Origin of the sequence: Candidatus Electronema sp. JM, assembly GCF_048287415.1 — a bacterium.
Taxonomy (GTDB): Bacteria; Desulfobacterota; Desulfobulbia; order Desulfobulbales; family Desulfobulbaceae; genus Electronema.
The window spans coordinates 1-12429 of the sequence record NZ_JBLWEN010000010.1 but is presented as its reverse complement, the minus strand read 5'-3'; the positions used below and the strand labels follow the sequence as shown (position 1 = coordinate 12429).

Genomic DNA, 12429 nt, shown 5'->3' with positions numbered 1-12429 from the left:
TGCGCCTGCAATCTCGCAGTCCTTATAACGCCATTGTGATAGCCTCGCCCATTTCCTTTGTGCCGACAATCTTGCAGCCCGGCGTGGCAATGTCAGCGGTCATGATGCCTTGCTCCAGCACGTTAGCCACCGCATTCTCAATCGCGTCCGCCGCCGCAGGCTGACTAAGGCTGTGACGCAGCATCATCGCGGCGGAAAGAATCTGGGCTATCGGGTTGGCGATGCCCTTGCCCGCAATGTCTGGGGCTGAACCGCCCGCAGGCTCGAAGAGGCCGAAGCCGCTGCTGTTCAGGCTGGCCGAAGCCAACATGCCGATGGAGCCGGTGAGCATGGCCGCCTCGTCGGAAATAATATCACCAAACATGTTGCCGCAGAGCATGACATCGAACTGCTGCGGCCAGCGCACGAGCTGCATCGCCGCGTTGTCCACGTAAATATGGCGCAGCTCTACGTCCGGGTAGTCAGCGGCGACCTGATTCACTACCTCGCGCCAAAGCACCATAGTGGTGAGAACATTGGCTTTGTCCACCGAAGCCACCTTCTTCCGGCGGCCCCGCGCCGCTTCAAAGGCCATGCGGGCGATGCGCTCAATTTCCGACCGCTTGTACAGCATGGTGTCGTAGGCGAACTCATCCGGGCCGCTGCCTTCGCGGCCTTTGGGCTGGCCGAAATAGATGTCCGAGGTCAGCTCGCGCACAACCAGCACATCAAAGCCGTCCGCCGCGATGTCGGCCCGAAGCGGGCAGGCGGCGGCTAATGCCTTGAAAACTTTGGCTGGACGCAGGTTGCAGAAGAGATCAAAATGCTTGCGCAAGGGCAGGAGAGCGGCGCGCTCCGGCTGCTGCGCAGGCGGCAGACTCTCCCATTTCGGCCCGCCTACTGAGCCAAAAAGGATCGCGTCGCTGGCCTCGCAGAGCTGCAAGGTGGACGGCGGCAGGGCTTGGCCGTGGTTGTCGATGGCGCAGCCGCCAACGTCGGCGAACTCATAGTTCAGGCTGAAGCCAAACTTTTTCTGAGCCGTGTCGAGCACCCGCACCGCTTCCGCCATTACTTCCGGGCCGATGCCGTCTCCGGCCAGCACTGCTATTTTTTTCGTCATATATTTCGCCGTCCTTATCGGTCAGAATTCGCTGGAAAGAATTTGCGCGGAAGAATACCAGAAAAAGAATGTCTTGCCAAGACTGTCAAGGCAGTTTCCGTACGGCGGCCAGCAGGCGCGGATCGCCGGAGAAGGGCAAGACGAATTTGAGCCGCTCGACCGTCTCCCAGCGGCCTGCGTCCCAGCTTTGCCGCTCCTCTTCCGCCAGCATGAGAATGACCACGGTTTCCGGCCCGGCGGCAGCCTCAATCAGCGGCAGAAAAATTTCCGGCGCGGCCACGGCCCGGCTGGTGATGAAGGTGAACTGTTCCGGCAGCGGCTGGCCCGGCTCAAGCCGCTCCTCGCGCACCTGCACGTTGCTCAAGCCGAGGGTGCGGACGACGTGGCGGAGGAAAGCGGTGCGTTTCTGGCGCGGCTCCAGCAGGGTCACGCGCAGTTCCGGCATTGCCGCCGCCAGCACTAATCCGGGAAAACCCGCGCCGCTGCCGACATCAAGCAGCAAGGACGAAAAATTTTTCGCCCCTACAGCACTGCCGCCGTGTTTATGCAATAGGGGCAGCAAAGCCAGCGAATCGAGAAAATGTTTCTCAACCATCTCCGCCGCCGTGGTTTCGCGGGCGAGCAAATTGATTTTCCGGTTCCATTTCTGCAATTCCTGACAATACAGCAAAAGTTTGTCAACAGCGGCAGAGGAGATGCTGATGTCAAGCCGTTCAAGGCCGAGAAGAAATTGCTTGCGGTCGCACATAGATTGACAAATACAGAATTTTCAAATAGAGACTCTTGTCGCAACGTTAATTAATTCAATCCCTGCGTTCTTTGATTATCACCGTCGCGCAGGCGCAAGAACAAAAAACTGTTGACGCTGGCCGGACTGGTTGGTAGGATGGCAGACTCTCCTGCAACAGTTTTTCCTTTCCTCAATCTTGAACACAGCATGGCTAGTCCTGAACATACCCCGGAAATGGAGCCGCTTGACCGCCTGACGGTGGTGCTGTACCGCAGCGGCCTTTCGCTCTTCGCCCTTGTCTCGGCCTTGAAGTCTGCCGAGCTGCTCTCCGGCGTGCGCATTCTTGGCGAATGGCATCTGCCGCTCATCGCCGCCGCCGCCGCAACCGCCAGCGCGAACATCCACCTTTATGATCCCCGCTTTCGCTGGTTTTTTCCGCTGATGAGCTGGCTCGGCTTCATCGCGCTGGCGTTCACCCTGCCGGTGCACGCACCCAATTTGGTTAATTCTCTCGCCAATCTCAGTTTGGCCTTTTTTTACGCAGGGGCGGCGATGTTCGCTGTGAAGGAATATTTCTGCTTCCGCATTCCCGGCCTGCCCTTGATGCCGCTGCTGCTGGGCGGCTCGGTATTGCTGCGCTGGGCTGGCTTTTTTACGGGCGAAGGAATGCTGCTTGCCCCTGCCGCCCTGCTGTACTGCTGGCTGGTGTGGGCTAAATGGTGGATGCCGCTGCATTACGACATCGGCGACAAGAGCATGTACAAAATTTAAGCAAAATCAAGACGAAAAAGCCCGCTGACTGCTGCCAGTCGCGGGCCTGAAATGGCTGGTGGAGGTGCCGGGAGTTGAACCCGGGTCCGAAAATACTCCCCTCTCGTCTCTACATGCTTAGTTCCAAGCTTGATCCCGCCTTCAGCTCTCGCTTGGAACAGAGGATTGCTGAAGGCCGATCTGCTTTATCTCGTCACTGGGCCGCAGATGCTCCCGATGACCAGCCCGAAGAGTCGACGCTTTGCTCCGGTCTTACGGGCGCGAACCGGGAAAGCGGCAAAGCAGGTTATTAAGCTGCTACTGCGTAGTTATAATCGTCTGCGATTATATTTAAATTCCGCCTTTTTTACGAGCTGACAGAACGCTCGGCATGCAACGATGAGCTTGCATATCCCCGTCGAAGCCGTTTCACCCCCGAATATTCATTCGTTATGCCGCAGCGCACGCTGCATTTCACGGGTCGCCTGATGCTCTTTCAAGGCTTCCCGCTTGTCGTGAAGTTTTTTGCCGCGAGCAAGGCCAAGCTCCACCTTCGCCTTACCCTTGTCTATAAAATATATCTTCAGCGGGATAAGCGCAACCCCTTTTTCGTTCAGCTTGCCGATGAGCTTGCGAATTTCCTGCCGGTGCAGCAGCAGCTTGCGCACGCGCAGCGGATCAGCGGCGGATGTGGTGCAGAAGGTGTAGGGCGAAATGTGCATGTTGTACAAGTACACCTCGCCGTTTTTTATCCCGGCATAGCCGTCTTGCAGATTGGCTTTGCCTGCCCGGAGCGACTTCACTTCCGCCCCGTTCAGGATGATTCCAGCCTCCATCGTTTTATCAATATGATAATCGTGAAAGGCTTTCTTGTTATTACAAACGATCTTCATGGCAGTTCCTTTCGTGGTATGCGCAGCGAAAGCAGGCCGTCTTCCGCTCTTTCAGCGGCGACAGCGAAATCAAAGCAGTTCAGGCGCAGGCAGAGGTCAAAGTCTGTGCTTGGACTCCACGGCTTTGCTGGGTCAAAAAAACGCGCCGAGCAGGGCGATGCCTTCAGGCGCGGCGCAATTGCATCTTCGGCGAAATTGCGTCCGAGCAGCAGGCTTTCCAAATACTCGGCGCAAAGGTTGTCTTCGTCCGTGGGCGTTTCCGCCTGCCAGCCCATCCTGACCAACGTCACGACCGCAGGCTTTTTGCTGAGAATATGCCGGGCTGTGGCCTTGGCGTTGACAAACGCGCCGGTCAGCACCTCGTCCGCCTGCGCCGCGTTGACCACGCCCTGCGTGCCAGCGTGCGTGGTCTGAATCACCGGTTTGCCCCGCAAATCAGCATGAAGCAGCTCGGTCGGCGAATTACCAAAATCAAAGCCATCCAGCTTTTTGCCGCCGCGCTCGCCGACCAGCACAGCACCAGCAAGCTGCTCCTTCAACGCTAAGGCTTCATCAATCCCGCTGACCGGCACAATCCGCTGTGCTCCGGCATTCAGGCAATAGCAGGCGGTGGAAAAGGCGCGAAAAACATCAATAATCACTGCGATGCCTTCCGCCGCACGCGCTCCGGCGATGAAATCTGTTTTGAGAATTTTCATGTTCGCTTCGCTGCGTTAGTTAGCTGGGTACTTTTGTTGCAGTTTCCAACGCGCTTCAATGGTATCTGCGGATAAATCAGCACCGCAGTTCCATTCTATAAAATATTTTCCATTGAATATCTGCATAAAAGCTGATTCATTCTGCAATTCGGCAAATGCTTCATCGTGCAGATACGGCGTAACGTCAAAAAGACCAATCCGGCCATCCTCGGCGATAACGAGCAAGGTACGATCAGGGTTGGGATGAATTTCCTGTATTCTCATTGATCAAGACCTTTGATAGGGAATGGTTTCTTGCCGTTTACCGCTAATTCCCAATCTGCCAGCAAATCTTCCTGATGGATTTCAATCCAAGCAACAACCAGCTTGTGTTTGCTTGACGGCAAGCTGCCTGCGAGCAACGCTCCGTCAGGTATTGAATACACGGCAACCTGTCCTTGGTATTCTGCGTGAATGTGCGGAACATGGTGCTTTTCAACATCACGGAAGAACATCCGAATAAGAATTCCGTAGAACAGTGAGATGGTCGGCACAATTATTTCTCTTGGCCACGAGCAGGAAGAGCAGAATGGCAAAATACTGCGTCGGATTGGTCGGTTAGCAGTCTAATATCTCCGCTGAAACCTCCTTAATCGCCTTGGATTCATCCACGGAAATCACTTTGGCCTTGCCGCTCTGCTTAAAGCACGCTATCTCAATCTCAGCCCATCCGGCACGTCAGCGGCGGCACCTGTTCGCCTGCCGCGACAACGCAGTCATGCAGAACGCTGTGCGCACCGATCACCGCGCCTGCGCCGATTTGGCATTGCCCGCTGATCTGCACTCCAGCATGAATAACCGCATCTTGGCCGATGCTGCTTTCCGGCGCGACCAGCACGGTTTCCGGCGAATAAATCGTCACTCCGGCCAGCATCAGCTCCCGGTTGCGGCGCAATTGCAGCTCGGCATGGGCTTGCGCCAGTTCCACCCGCGAATTCACGCCCAGCACGTCAATCGCTGGATTATGCGCGAATTTTTCCACGCGCCTGCCTGCCTGCACAGCAATGCCGACAATGTCGGTCAAATATACCTCGCCTTGGCTGTTGTTGGTGCCAACCTGTTGCAGCGCGTTGAAAAGAAAATCTTTTTCCGCCAGATAAATCCCGGCATTGATCTCCCGCACTGCCCGCTGCGCCTCGTCCGCGTCCTTCTGCTCAACGATCCGCAGCACATGACCGCTGGCATCGCTGATGATTCTGCCGTAGCCAAAGGGCTGCTCCAGCTCCGTGGTCATCAAGGTGAGCACCGCGCCTTTTTCTTGATGCTGCCGGAACATAGCCTGCAAGGTTTCCGGGCGGATCAGCGGGGTGTCGCCGCAGAGTATCATCACCGAGGCGGCAGCAACGCAGGCCGTTTCCGCGCAGAGCGCCGCGTGGCCGGTGCCAAGCTGCTCCGTTTGAATGACCGGCGTGATTGCATATCCGTGCAAAGTGGCCAGCACGTCTTCGCGCTGATGCCCGACAATAACAGCGGTCTGGGCAATTCCGGCGGCAGCGACAGCATCCAGCACATGATGCAGCATCGGCTTGAAAAAAAGCTCGTGCAGCACCTTAGCTTTGCCGGATTTCATCCGGGTGCCTTTGCCAGCAGCAAGAACAACAGCAGTACTATTTGAAGAGTTCATAGCAATATCGTTGCTGGAGCTGTGACGTTACCGCAGCTCCATATATTTTTTCTTGTACGCTTCAAGCTCATCTTTCGGTAAATAAAGAAAGAGCTGGTAATTTTCATCGCCAAGCGAACGGTTGAATTCAGCTAATTTAACCGTTTCTGCTTTAAATGTATCAACTTCTTTAATATTAAAATTTCCTCTGTAAATTGTAGGGATCGTGATCCCTTCTTTCAGGCCAAAATAGCCAATAATAATAATCACAGGCACCTTTCTTTCCGCATTGATTTTCTTTGCCGCATTAAGAAGCTGCATTAAACTATGCGTTTTCTCAAATTTTCTTGAGAAATTAACAAAATCCCTGAATACCTCTTCTTGCACAAGATACATTCGGTTGCCGGAATAAAAAGCTATTGGCTCAAGCGTATAATCTGGTGTGCCGATGATAATAGCCTGTTCAAGCTGCGAGTTGGTGCGTAAATAATTTCCAGCAGCCAAGGCTGTGCTTTTTTCAACCTCAGCTTCTTGTATCACAATATCATTATTAATTTTTATCTCGTGAATAAGGAATGGCATCAAAAAAATATAAAGAATGAAAAAAAATACTATCGACGCATCATTGAATACACCCTGTTTTTTCTTGCTCAGAATATCTGATAAAGCAATCCAGTAGAGCGCAATGATAAATCCATACAGCACCCCCTGATGCCGAGTTTGTGGATAGATAAATGCTGCGCCGACAAAGTTAAAAAATGTGACTGCAACCCAGAGCGTTATGCCAAAATATGGACTGATAACAAACAGCCCGATGATAAGTCCAATAACAAAAATATCACGAACAAGTGGTGGAACATTGAATATATACCAAATATATTCGCCAGGATGTCGCAGAGCCTTTGCAGCAGCCTTCCAGTAATCAATACTTGCAAATTTTTCCGGCTTAATGAATACCGACTCAGCGTCAAATCTTGTGCTGTAGTACGAGATGGCAATTCCTGCCAGGGCTATTGCCGCCGCCATGATGTACCGCTTATCTTCCTTTAGAAGAGTAATGCCAGAATCGGCGATCCAGCAGGCGAGAAAGAGGCCAGAAAGATACATCCCATACAGGTTGCTATTCGCCTGAAGAAAAAGCAGCACGCCCATCAGGACAGGATGTCGCTTAGACTGTGGATAACATGCGGCCAAAATGAAAAAAAGCAACATGCTGACCCCATAATCTCGTGCGTCAACTGTGTTAACCGAAAACGGGACTATGCCAAAAATAAACAACACTCTAAAAAGCAGAGGAAATGACGAATATTTAACAAAAATAAAAACAAAAGTAAGGCCGACAATAAAACTTCCTGTTGCAAGGACAAGCTGATGCGGAATCAACCAATGCAGAACCATCAAGATGGTCCGCCAAAGCAATGGATGGCCATCATATTTTGCAAAATCAAAATATTCTTTAAAACTATTTGTTTCCGTTGCTATTAAAAATTCCCGTGTCTCATCGCGCCACAATTCATGTGTCCACATTGAAGCAAATACAGCAATAATCCATAAGAAAATTGCCACATTTTCAATACTGATATTTTTATTTTCTGCGGCGTTTGCTGTTGGCTGCAAGAGAGCAGCGAACGCTGGTTTGATGTTCATGCGATTTGTGATCAAAAAATGGGCCTGTCATTATCCGCCGCTGAAGGCGCGGGCGTTTGCAACGGTTTGTTATACCATATCAAGTCGCAGCGCATCAAGAGGGAAGTCTTGTCCGGCTTGCAGCCAGCCGCCAGCTGAATGCGGCGCAAAAAAACGCAAAACCCGCTTGACAGGTCTCCCACGTTGCGGTAGAGATGAGGAGTAATCAGTATTATCAATCTGTATCTCATATTACTTCGACGAGGAGACGGAGACAAGAATGCACATTTCAGAAGGGGTGCTTTCCGCCCCGGTGCTTATCGGCAGCGGTGTGTTGGCCGTTGGCGGCACCATCATCGGCCTGCGGCGAATTGAGCAGGAAAACGTCATGCCCGCCGCCCTGCTTTCGGCGGCCTTTTTCGTCGCCAGCCTTGTTCATGTTCCCATCGGCCCGGCATCCGTGCATTTAGTGCTGACCGGGCTGCTCGGCTTGGTGCTGGGCTGGGGCTGCTTTCCGGCCATCTTGGTCGGCCTGTTTCTCCAAGCGGTCTTTTTTCAATTCGGCGGCCTGACAGTGCTGGGCGCAAACACCGTGACGATGGCCACGCCCGCCGTCTTCTGCCATTATCTCGTCCGCCGCTGGATGGAGCAACCAGGCACCCGCATGCCCGCCGCGTTCGCCGCAGGATTTTTGGCCATCCTGTTCTCCGCCCTGCTGACTGCCGCAGTTCTGGATTTCTCTAATGAGGGCTTCGCCGCCGCCGCAAAAATGCTCATTATCGCCAACATGCCGATCATGGTGATCGAAGGCTGCGTCACCATGTTCACCGTCGCATTCATCGCCAAAGTGCAGCCGGAAATTCTTCAGGTCAAGACCGCATCATGATGAAAAAACACGTATTGCTCATTCCGCTGCTGGCCGCGCTGCTCCTTCTTCCGGCTTTTTCGGCGCAGGCGCATAAAATCAGCATTTTTGCCTGGCCCGAAGGCAGCACGCTGCTCGGCGAAGTCAAATTCAACGGCGGCAGATTAGCCAAAAACGTCACTATTGAGGTGCAGAATGCGGCGGACAATGCCGTGCTGGCAACAACGGTTTGCGATGAAAAAGGCGAATTTCGCGTCTCTCTGCCAGACCAAGTTGTGAAAGCGCGGCCTGATCTGCTGCTGGTCGCCAATGCCGGAGAAGGGCATCGCGGCGAATGGCTCTTAAAGGCGGCAGAGTATGCTCCTGCAGGCGATGCTGTTGCAGTTCCTGCTGCCAAATCTGAGCCTGCCCAAACTCAGACAGAACCTGCCGCGCCCGCAAGTCAGACTGCTCAACAGGCCGCCGCGCCGTCATCATCATCTTCTGCTGCGGTCAGCGAGGAGCTGCTGCGCCGGGTTGTTGCGGAGGAGGTGAGCAAAGGGCTGTCGCCGGTGCGCAAGGCTCTGGCTGAAAGCCAGAATCAGGAGCCGACCTTGCGCGACATTCTCGGCGGCATCGGCTGGATCGTCGGTTTGGCCGGAATGGCTGCTTGGGGACAAAGCCGCCGGAGTAAAAAACAGTCCTGAATACGCAGGCATCCTGCAAACTGGATGCCTATTTTCATTTCATTTTTTTCAACAAGGAGCAATAAATGCAGATCAAAGCCGCTGCCATGACCGCCGCCCTCCTCGCCCTGCTGACCGGAGAGGCCTTGGCGCATTTCGGAACTGTCATTCCTTCAGAGAACATCGTCACTCCAGCTAAAAAAAACGTTCAGCTGGAGATTTCCTTCATCCATCCTTTTGAGCAAAAAGGCATGGACATGGTCAAGCCGAAGCAATTCTTCATGGTGCGGGGCGGGGAAAAAACTGACCTGCTGCCAGAACTGAAGGAAGCCAAAGTGCTCGATCATCAGGCGTGGACTGCGGATGTGGCGATCAAAAAACCGGGGGTTTACGGCTTTGGCATGGAGCCGACTCCGTACTGGGAGCCAGCCGAGGACATCTATATTATTCATTACACCAAAACCTTGGTTGCGGCCTTTGGCGATGACCAAGGCTGGGACGAGCCGCTTGGCTTGGCCACAGAGATTGTGCCGCTGACCCGGCCTTTTGGCAATTACGCTGGCAACAGCTTCACCGGCAAAGTGCTGCTCAACGGCAAGCCGGTGCCTGATGCAGAAGTCGAAGTAGAGCTGTATAACAAAGACGGCAAATTTGCAGCCCCCAGCGACTACCACGTTTCGCAAGTGGTCAAGGCGGATGGGAACGGTGTCTTCACCTTCGCCTGTCCGCAGCCGGGCTGGTGGGGCTTCGCCGCCCTGAACAAAGCTGATTACAAGCTGAAGGGACCAGACGGCAAAGAAGACAAAGGCGTTGAGCTGGGCGCAGTGCTGTGGACCTATTTGGATTCCTATAAGAGCAAATAATCCCGCCTGCTCTTGCAATAATCCTGACTGCTGCCGCAGAGTGCGGCGGCAGTCAGGCCATTTCCTTTCTTGCCGCAGCCGGGCTTTTGCCGCACCAACGCCGGAAGGCCTTGCGGAAGCCGCGCTCACTCTCAAAGCCAAGCCGGAAGGCCGCTTCGTCCACGCTGAGGCTGCTGTCCGCCAGCAGGCCTAAGGCGTTGACATGCCGGGCTTCGTCAATCAGCCTGCTGGCGCTGGTGCCTGCCTCATGCAGCCGCCGTTGCAGACTGCTCAAGCTCATGCCCATGCTCCGCGCCAGCCCGGAGGCGGAATAATCCCCCTTCAGCGCGTTCCGCATCACTGCTTGACGGATTGCCGCAACCTCATCACCGCTGCTGGCCGGAACAATATCCTGCCGCAGGCCTTTCAAGCGCAGCTCCAGCACCTCCTTGTTCTCCACCCGCCACGCCCGGCTGGGCACGTCTAAAATTCTGCTGTCAAAAATCAAGGCGTTGAACTGCGCTCCGAAGGAAACCGGCGCCTTGAAAAATTCCTCATATGCCCCCTGCGGCCCGACCGCCTGATGGCGGAACTGCGCCCGCAGCAGGGATTTTTCCCCGAAGCATTCTTGGGCGATGCGCGTGCCCATGCCCAAACCGATTTCCGCGCTCATGCCGCCGTCGTGAAAACTCAGCGGCTGATGGGTGCGCAGCACAGTCTCTGCTTTTCCCCAGCTCACCACCTCCATCTCCAGCCGGTCGGCGATTAAGTCGCAGTGCCGGGAAAACAGCTCCAGCATGGAACGCAGATCCGGGGCGCAGCGCAGCAGCCTGCCCGGCGCGCCGAGATAGGAGAGCGGCGCGATCTGCGCCAACTCCAACGCCACGTTTCTGCTGGGAAACGAGTCTGCAAGCAGTTTGAAAAATTTCTCAAAAAATGCTTCCGGCAAATACGTGTCAGGATTCATCAACATCGAAGGCGGAACGCCGGTCTCAGTACTGACACGTTCCACGGACAGACCGGCGTAAGCGGCGTAAAACACGGCCACATTGCCCATGCTGCTGAGAATGCGGTGCTGCGGGGGGATTTCAGGAGAGGAGGACATGAGACGAACCTCAAAAAAATTGGACAGAAAAATTGCATCTGACGTGGAAGTTCCGTTTTCTGCCGCGTCAGGACATGAACAAACTACAGCTCATGGTTTATCATGAGACAGCACTGATGACAGGAACCTGAAAACATGCTGGTTCAAAAATAACCATGATGCGAAAGTTCCGTTTTGTGATGCGTCAGGATATAAACAAATTGTTATTGATTATTTATAATCATCAATAAATAATCATGTAGCATTAAAAATGCCTTCAGCATGAAACAAAAAAATGATTTTCGGCTCCATGCCGAACATGAATGCACGAAGTTAACCAAAATGACTTTTTAAAGTCAAGGAGAAAAACTATGAATGCGAAGAAATGGATCAGATTTTTTGATTCCGCAGAGGTCGATGCCTCACCAGCAATGGAGGTGTCCAAATCACTAAGAACCGACAATGCGGAAGAAAGGACAGTTCTGACTGTGCGCTACTCAGTGCGCGGCGCGTGGGAAGGTGTGGTTGGCGATTTCCAAAAAGTGAAGTGCCGAAAACAAGCGCAATTGAAACGGAAGGTGCCCCTGCTGTACCAAAAGACGGTCTTTTTGTTGCTGTACCGAAAGATGCGGAAGATGTGACAGTGCGTCTGCTGGATAAATCTTATGTCACGCTTGATCATGAGGTGCGGATCGCGCCTGCGCCTAAGCAATAGGCACTATGTCGAATTTCAGGTTGCAATATTTTAAAATTTATGTTACTTGTTGTTTTAATTTGTAAATTCAAAATTTAAGGCCAAAAAGGCAAACAGACGAAGAGAACATAAAAATGACAAACTACACGGAACTTTTTGAAAAACCCAATGAATTAATTGCGATGACAGGATTGTCTGTTGAAGTCTTTTTTTTCAAAAAAGCTGAAGGTGAAAGCAAATTTACAATTGCAGAAAAAGCAAGGAGGAATAAATACGCTGTTTGCAGCAATTCTCCAGTAATTATCCACCGGCAAAGCCGGTGGCTTTATGATTGCGGCCCCCTCAAGGGGGGGCTGACCGCAATCGTTTAAAACAGCTCATCTAAGTCTTGAAGGCATTTCAAATATGCTGAAAAAACTGCAACGTTGCAGAACATTAGCCACATTTTCAAAAGCTATCTTCGCGGAACTGTTAAACTTTGGGAGTCCCCCGGCAGAGCCGGGGGGGGGGCCGGAGGAATAATCGCCTTCCCCTCCCCATGTACGCGCCGATGACCTCAATGCCGGTGCTGCGGACAAGCATCCAGCGCATCAGTCTTGTTGGCTGTTCTTATCTGTTTCAGCCGATCCACATTCTGGGCGTGCCGACTGCGCAGGTCTTCGCAAATCATGTTTAAATCGTAGTCGAATCTACGGGCATGTTCATCACGATACTCCTATATGATAACCCAAGTTGTGACCTATAACATTGTTTTTTCAATACCGTAAGCCAAGATAAAAAGAAAAACCTTCAATTCAAAACCATGCGAGGTGACAGCATGAATATGTGCTGGAAATCTTTG

Annotated in this window: 15 protein-coding genes and 1 other RNA gene; 6 read left to right on the top strand and 10 right to left on the bottom strand. The window is 53.0% G+C overall.

Annotated elements, in window-relative coordinates:
• Nucleotides 1–22: 22 nt before the first annotated feature.
• A complete protein-coding gene (gene leuB, locus ACNKH6_RS02365; protein WP_417913942.1) occupies nt 23–1099 on the bottom strand; it encodes a 3-isopropylmalate dehydrogenase in 1077 nt (358 codons plus the stop codon).
• Nucleotides 1100–1184: 85 nt separating this feature from the next.
• Entirely contained in the window at nt 1185–1847 is a 663-nt protein-coding gene (rsmG, locus tag ACNKH6_RS02360) for a 16S rRNA (guanine(527)-N(7))-methyltransferase RsmG (RefSeq protein ID WP_417913941.1), read from the bottom strand.
• Nucleotides 1848–2036: 189 nt separating this feature from the next.
• On the opposite strand from rsmG, the gene ACNKH6_RS02355 reads away from it, so the two are divergent.
• The gene (locus tag ACNKH6_RS02355) at nt 2037–2600 is read left to right on the top strand and encodes a DUF2301 domain-containing membrane protein (protein WP_417913940.1); all 564 of its coding nucleotides are present in this window, start codon (nt 2037–2039) and stop codon (nt 2598–2600) included.
• Between the two features lie 56 nt (nt 2601–2656).
• Here ACNKH6_RS02355 and ssrA read toward each other — a convergent pair.
• The 7 genes from ssrA to ACNKH6_RS02320 all read right to left on the bottom strand — a co-directional run bounded on the left by ssrA (nt 2657) and on the right by ACNKH6_RS02320 (nt 7459).
• Nucleotides 2657–3016, bottom strand: a transfer-messenger RNA (tmRNA) gene (ssrA, locus tag ACNKH6_RS02350).
• A gap of 6 nt (nt 3017–3022) precedes the next feature.
• Nucleotides 3023–3472 carry an SsrA-binding protein SmpB gene (smpB, locus tag ACNKH6_RS02345; RefSeq protein WP_417913939.1) on the bottom strand — a complete coding sequence of 150 codons (450 nt, stop codon included), beginning with the start codon at nt 3470–3472 and terminating at the stop codon, nt 3023–3025.
• The gene (locus tag ACNKH6_RS02340; protein WP_417913938.1) at nt 3469–4170 is read right to left on the bottom strand and encodes a 2-phosphosulfolactate phosphatase; all 702 of its coding nucleotides are present in this window, start codon (nt 4168–4170) and stop codon (nt 3469–3471) included. The genes smpB and ACNKH6_RS02340 overlap by 4 nt, the downstream gene beginning before the upstream one ends.
• 15 nt (nt 4171–4185) lie before the next feature.
• Nucleotides 4186–4434 carry a DUF2442 domain-containing protein gene (locus tag ACNKH6_RS02335; protein WP_417913937.1) on the bottom strand — a complete coding sequence of 83 codons (249 nt, stop codon included), beginning with the start codon at nt 4432–4434 and terminating at the stop codon, nt 4186–4188.
• A complete protein-coding gene (locus ACNKH6_RS02330; protein WP_417913936.1) occupies nt 4431–4703 on the bottom strand; it encodes a DUF4160 domain-containing protein in 273 nt (90 codons plus the stop codon). Before ACNKH6_RS02330 ends, ACNKH6_RS02335 begins: the two co-directional genes overlap by 4 nt.
• A gap of 167 nt (nt 4704–4870) precedes the next feature.
• Entirely contained in the window at nt 4871–5833 is a 963-nt protein-coding gene (locus tag ACNKH6_RS02325; RefSeq protein WP_417913935.1) for a bifunctional N-acetylglucosamine-1-phosphate uridyltransferase/glucosamine-1-phosphate acetyltransferase, read from the bottom strand.
• A gap of 27 nt (nt 5834–5860) precedes the next feature.
• Nucleotides 5861–7459, bottom strand: a complete 1599-nt coding sequence (locus tag ACNKH6_RS02320) for a hypothetical protein (RefSeq protein ID WP_417913934.1) — start codon at nt 7457–7459, stop codon at nt 5861–5863.
• 259 nt (nt 7460–7718) lie between these two features.
• On the opposite strand from ACNKH6_RS02320, the gene cbiM reads away from it, so the two are divergent.
• From cbiM to ACNKH6_RS02305, 3 genes are all read left to right on the top strand, one after another.
• Nucleotides 7719–8324, top strand: coding sequence for a cobalt transporter CbiM (gene cbiM / locus ACNKH6_RS02315; RefSeq protein WP_417913933.1), 606 nt, complete (start codon nt 7719–7721; stop codon nt 8322–8324).
• The gene (locus tag ACNKH6_RS02310) at nt 8321–8989 is read left to right on the top strand and encodes a hypothetical protein (protein WP_417913932.1); all 669 of its coding nucleotides are present in this window, start codon (nt 8321–8323) and stop codon (nt 8987–8989) included. The genes cbiM and ACNKH6_RS02310 overlap by 4 nt, the downstream gene beginning before the upstream one ends.
• Nucleotides 8990–9054: 65 nt before the next feature.
• A complete protein-coding gene (locus tag ACNKH6_RS02305) occupies nt 9055–9831 on the top strand; it encodes a DUF4198 domain-containing protein (RefSeq protein WP_417913931.1) in 777 nt (258 codons plus the stop codon).
• A gap of 52 nt (nt 9832–9883) precedes the next feature.
• Here ACNKH6_RS02305 and ACNKH6_RS02300 read toward each other — a convergent pair whose 3' ends face one another.
• On the bottom strand, nt 9884–10915 hold the full coding sequence (locus ACNKH6_RS02300) for an AraC family transcriptional regulator ligand-binding domain-containing protein (RefSeq protein ID WP_417913930.1): 1032 nt from the start codon (nt 10913–10915) through the stop codon (nt 9884–9886).
• Nucleotides 10916–11265: 350 nt separating this feature from the next.
• On the opposite strand from ACNKH6_RS02300, the gene ACNKH6_RS02295 reads away from it, so the two are divergent.
• Nucleotides 11266–11535, top strand: coding sequence for a hypothetical protein (locus tag ACNKH6_RS02295; protein ID WP_417913929.1), 270 nt, complete (start codon nt 11266–11268; stop codon nt 11533–11535).
• Nucleotides 11536–11722: 187 nt separating this feature from the next.
• Nucleotides 11723–11959 (top strand): hypothetical protein, encoded by a 237-nt coding sequence (locus ACNKH6_RS02290; protein ID WP_417913928.1) that lies wholly within the window; start codon nt 11723–11725, stop codon nt 11957–11959.
• The last annotated feature ends 470 nt before the right edge of the window (nt 11960–12429 follow it).

Coding starts and splice junctions, on each gene's coding strand:
- cbiM (WP_417913933.1), top strand. CDS start 7,719: ATGCACATTTCAGAAGGGGTGCTTTCCGCCCCGGTGCTTATCGGCAGC.
- ACNKH6_RS02295 (WP_417913929.1), top strand. CDS start 11,266: ATGAATGCGAAGAAATGGATCAGATTTTTTGATTCCGCAGAGGTCGAT.
- smpB (WP_417913939.1), bottom strand. CDS start 3,472: ATGAAGATCGTTTGTAATAACAAGAAAGCCTTTCACGATTATCATATT.
- ACNKH6_RS02355 (WP_417913940.1), top strand. CDS start 2,037: ATGGCTAGTCCTGAACATACCCCGGAAATGGAGCCGCTTGACCGCCTG.
- ACNKH6_RS02340 (WP_417913938.1), bottom strand. CDS start 4,170: ATGAAAATTCTCAAAACAGATTTCATCGCCGGAGCGCGTGCGGCGGAA.
- ACNKH6_RS02320 (WP_417913934.1), bottom strand. CDS start 7,459: ATGAACATCAAACCAGCGTTCGCTGCTCTCTTGCAGCCAACAGCAAAC.
- leuB (WP_417913942.1), bottom strand. CDS start 1,099: ATGACGAAAAAAATAGCAGTGCTGGCCGGAGACGGCATCGGCCCGGAA.
- rsmG (WP_417913941.1), bottom strand. CDS start 1,847: ATGTGCGACCGCAAGCAATTTCTTCTCGGCCTTGAACGGCTTGACATC.
- ACNKH6_RS02305 (WP_417913931.1), top strand. CDS start 9,055: ATGCAGATCAAAGCCGCTGCCATGACCGCCGCCCTCCTCGCCCTGCTG.
- ACNKH6_RS02310 (WP_417913932.1), top strand. CDS start 8,321: ATGATGAAAAAACACGTATTGCTCATTCCGCTGCTGGCCGCGCTGCTC.
- ACNKH6_RS02335 (WP_417913937.1), bottom strand. CDS start 4,434: ATGAGAATACAGGAAATTCATCCCAACCCTGATCGTACCTTGCTCGTT.
- ACNKH6_RS02325 (WP_417913935.1), bottom strand. CDS start 5,833: ATGAACTCTTCAAATAGTACTGCTGTTGTTCTTGCTGCTGGCAAAGGC.
- ACNKH6_RS02300 (WP_417913930.1), bottom strand. CDS start 10,915: ATGTCCTCCTCTCCTGAAATCCCCCCGCAGCACCGCATTCTCAGCAGC.
- ACNKH6_RS02290 (WP_417913928.1), top strand. CDS start 11,723: ATGACAAACTACACGGAACTTTTTGAAAAACCCAATGAATTAATTGCG.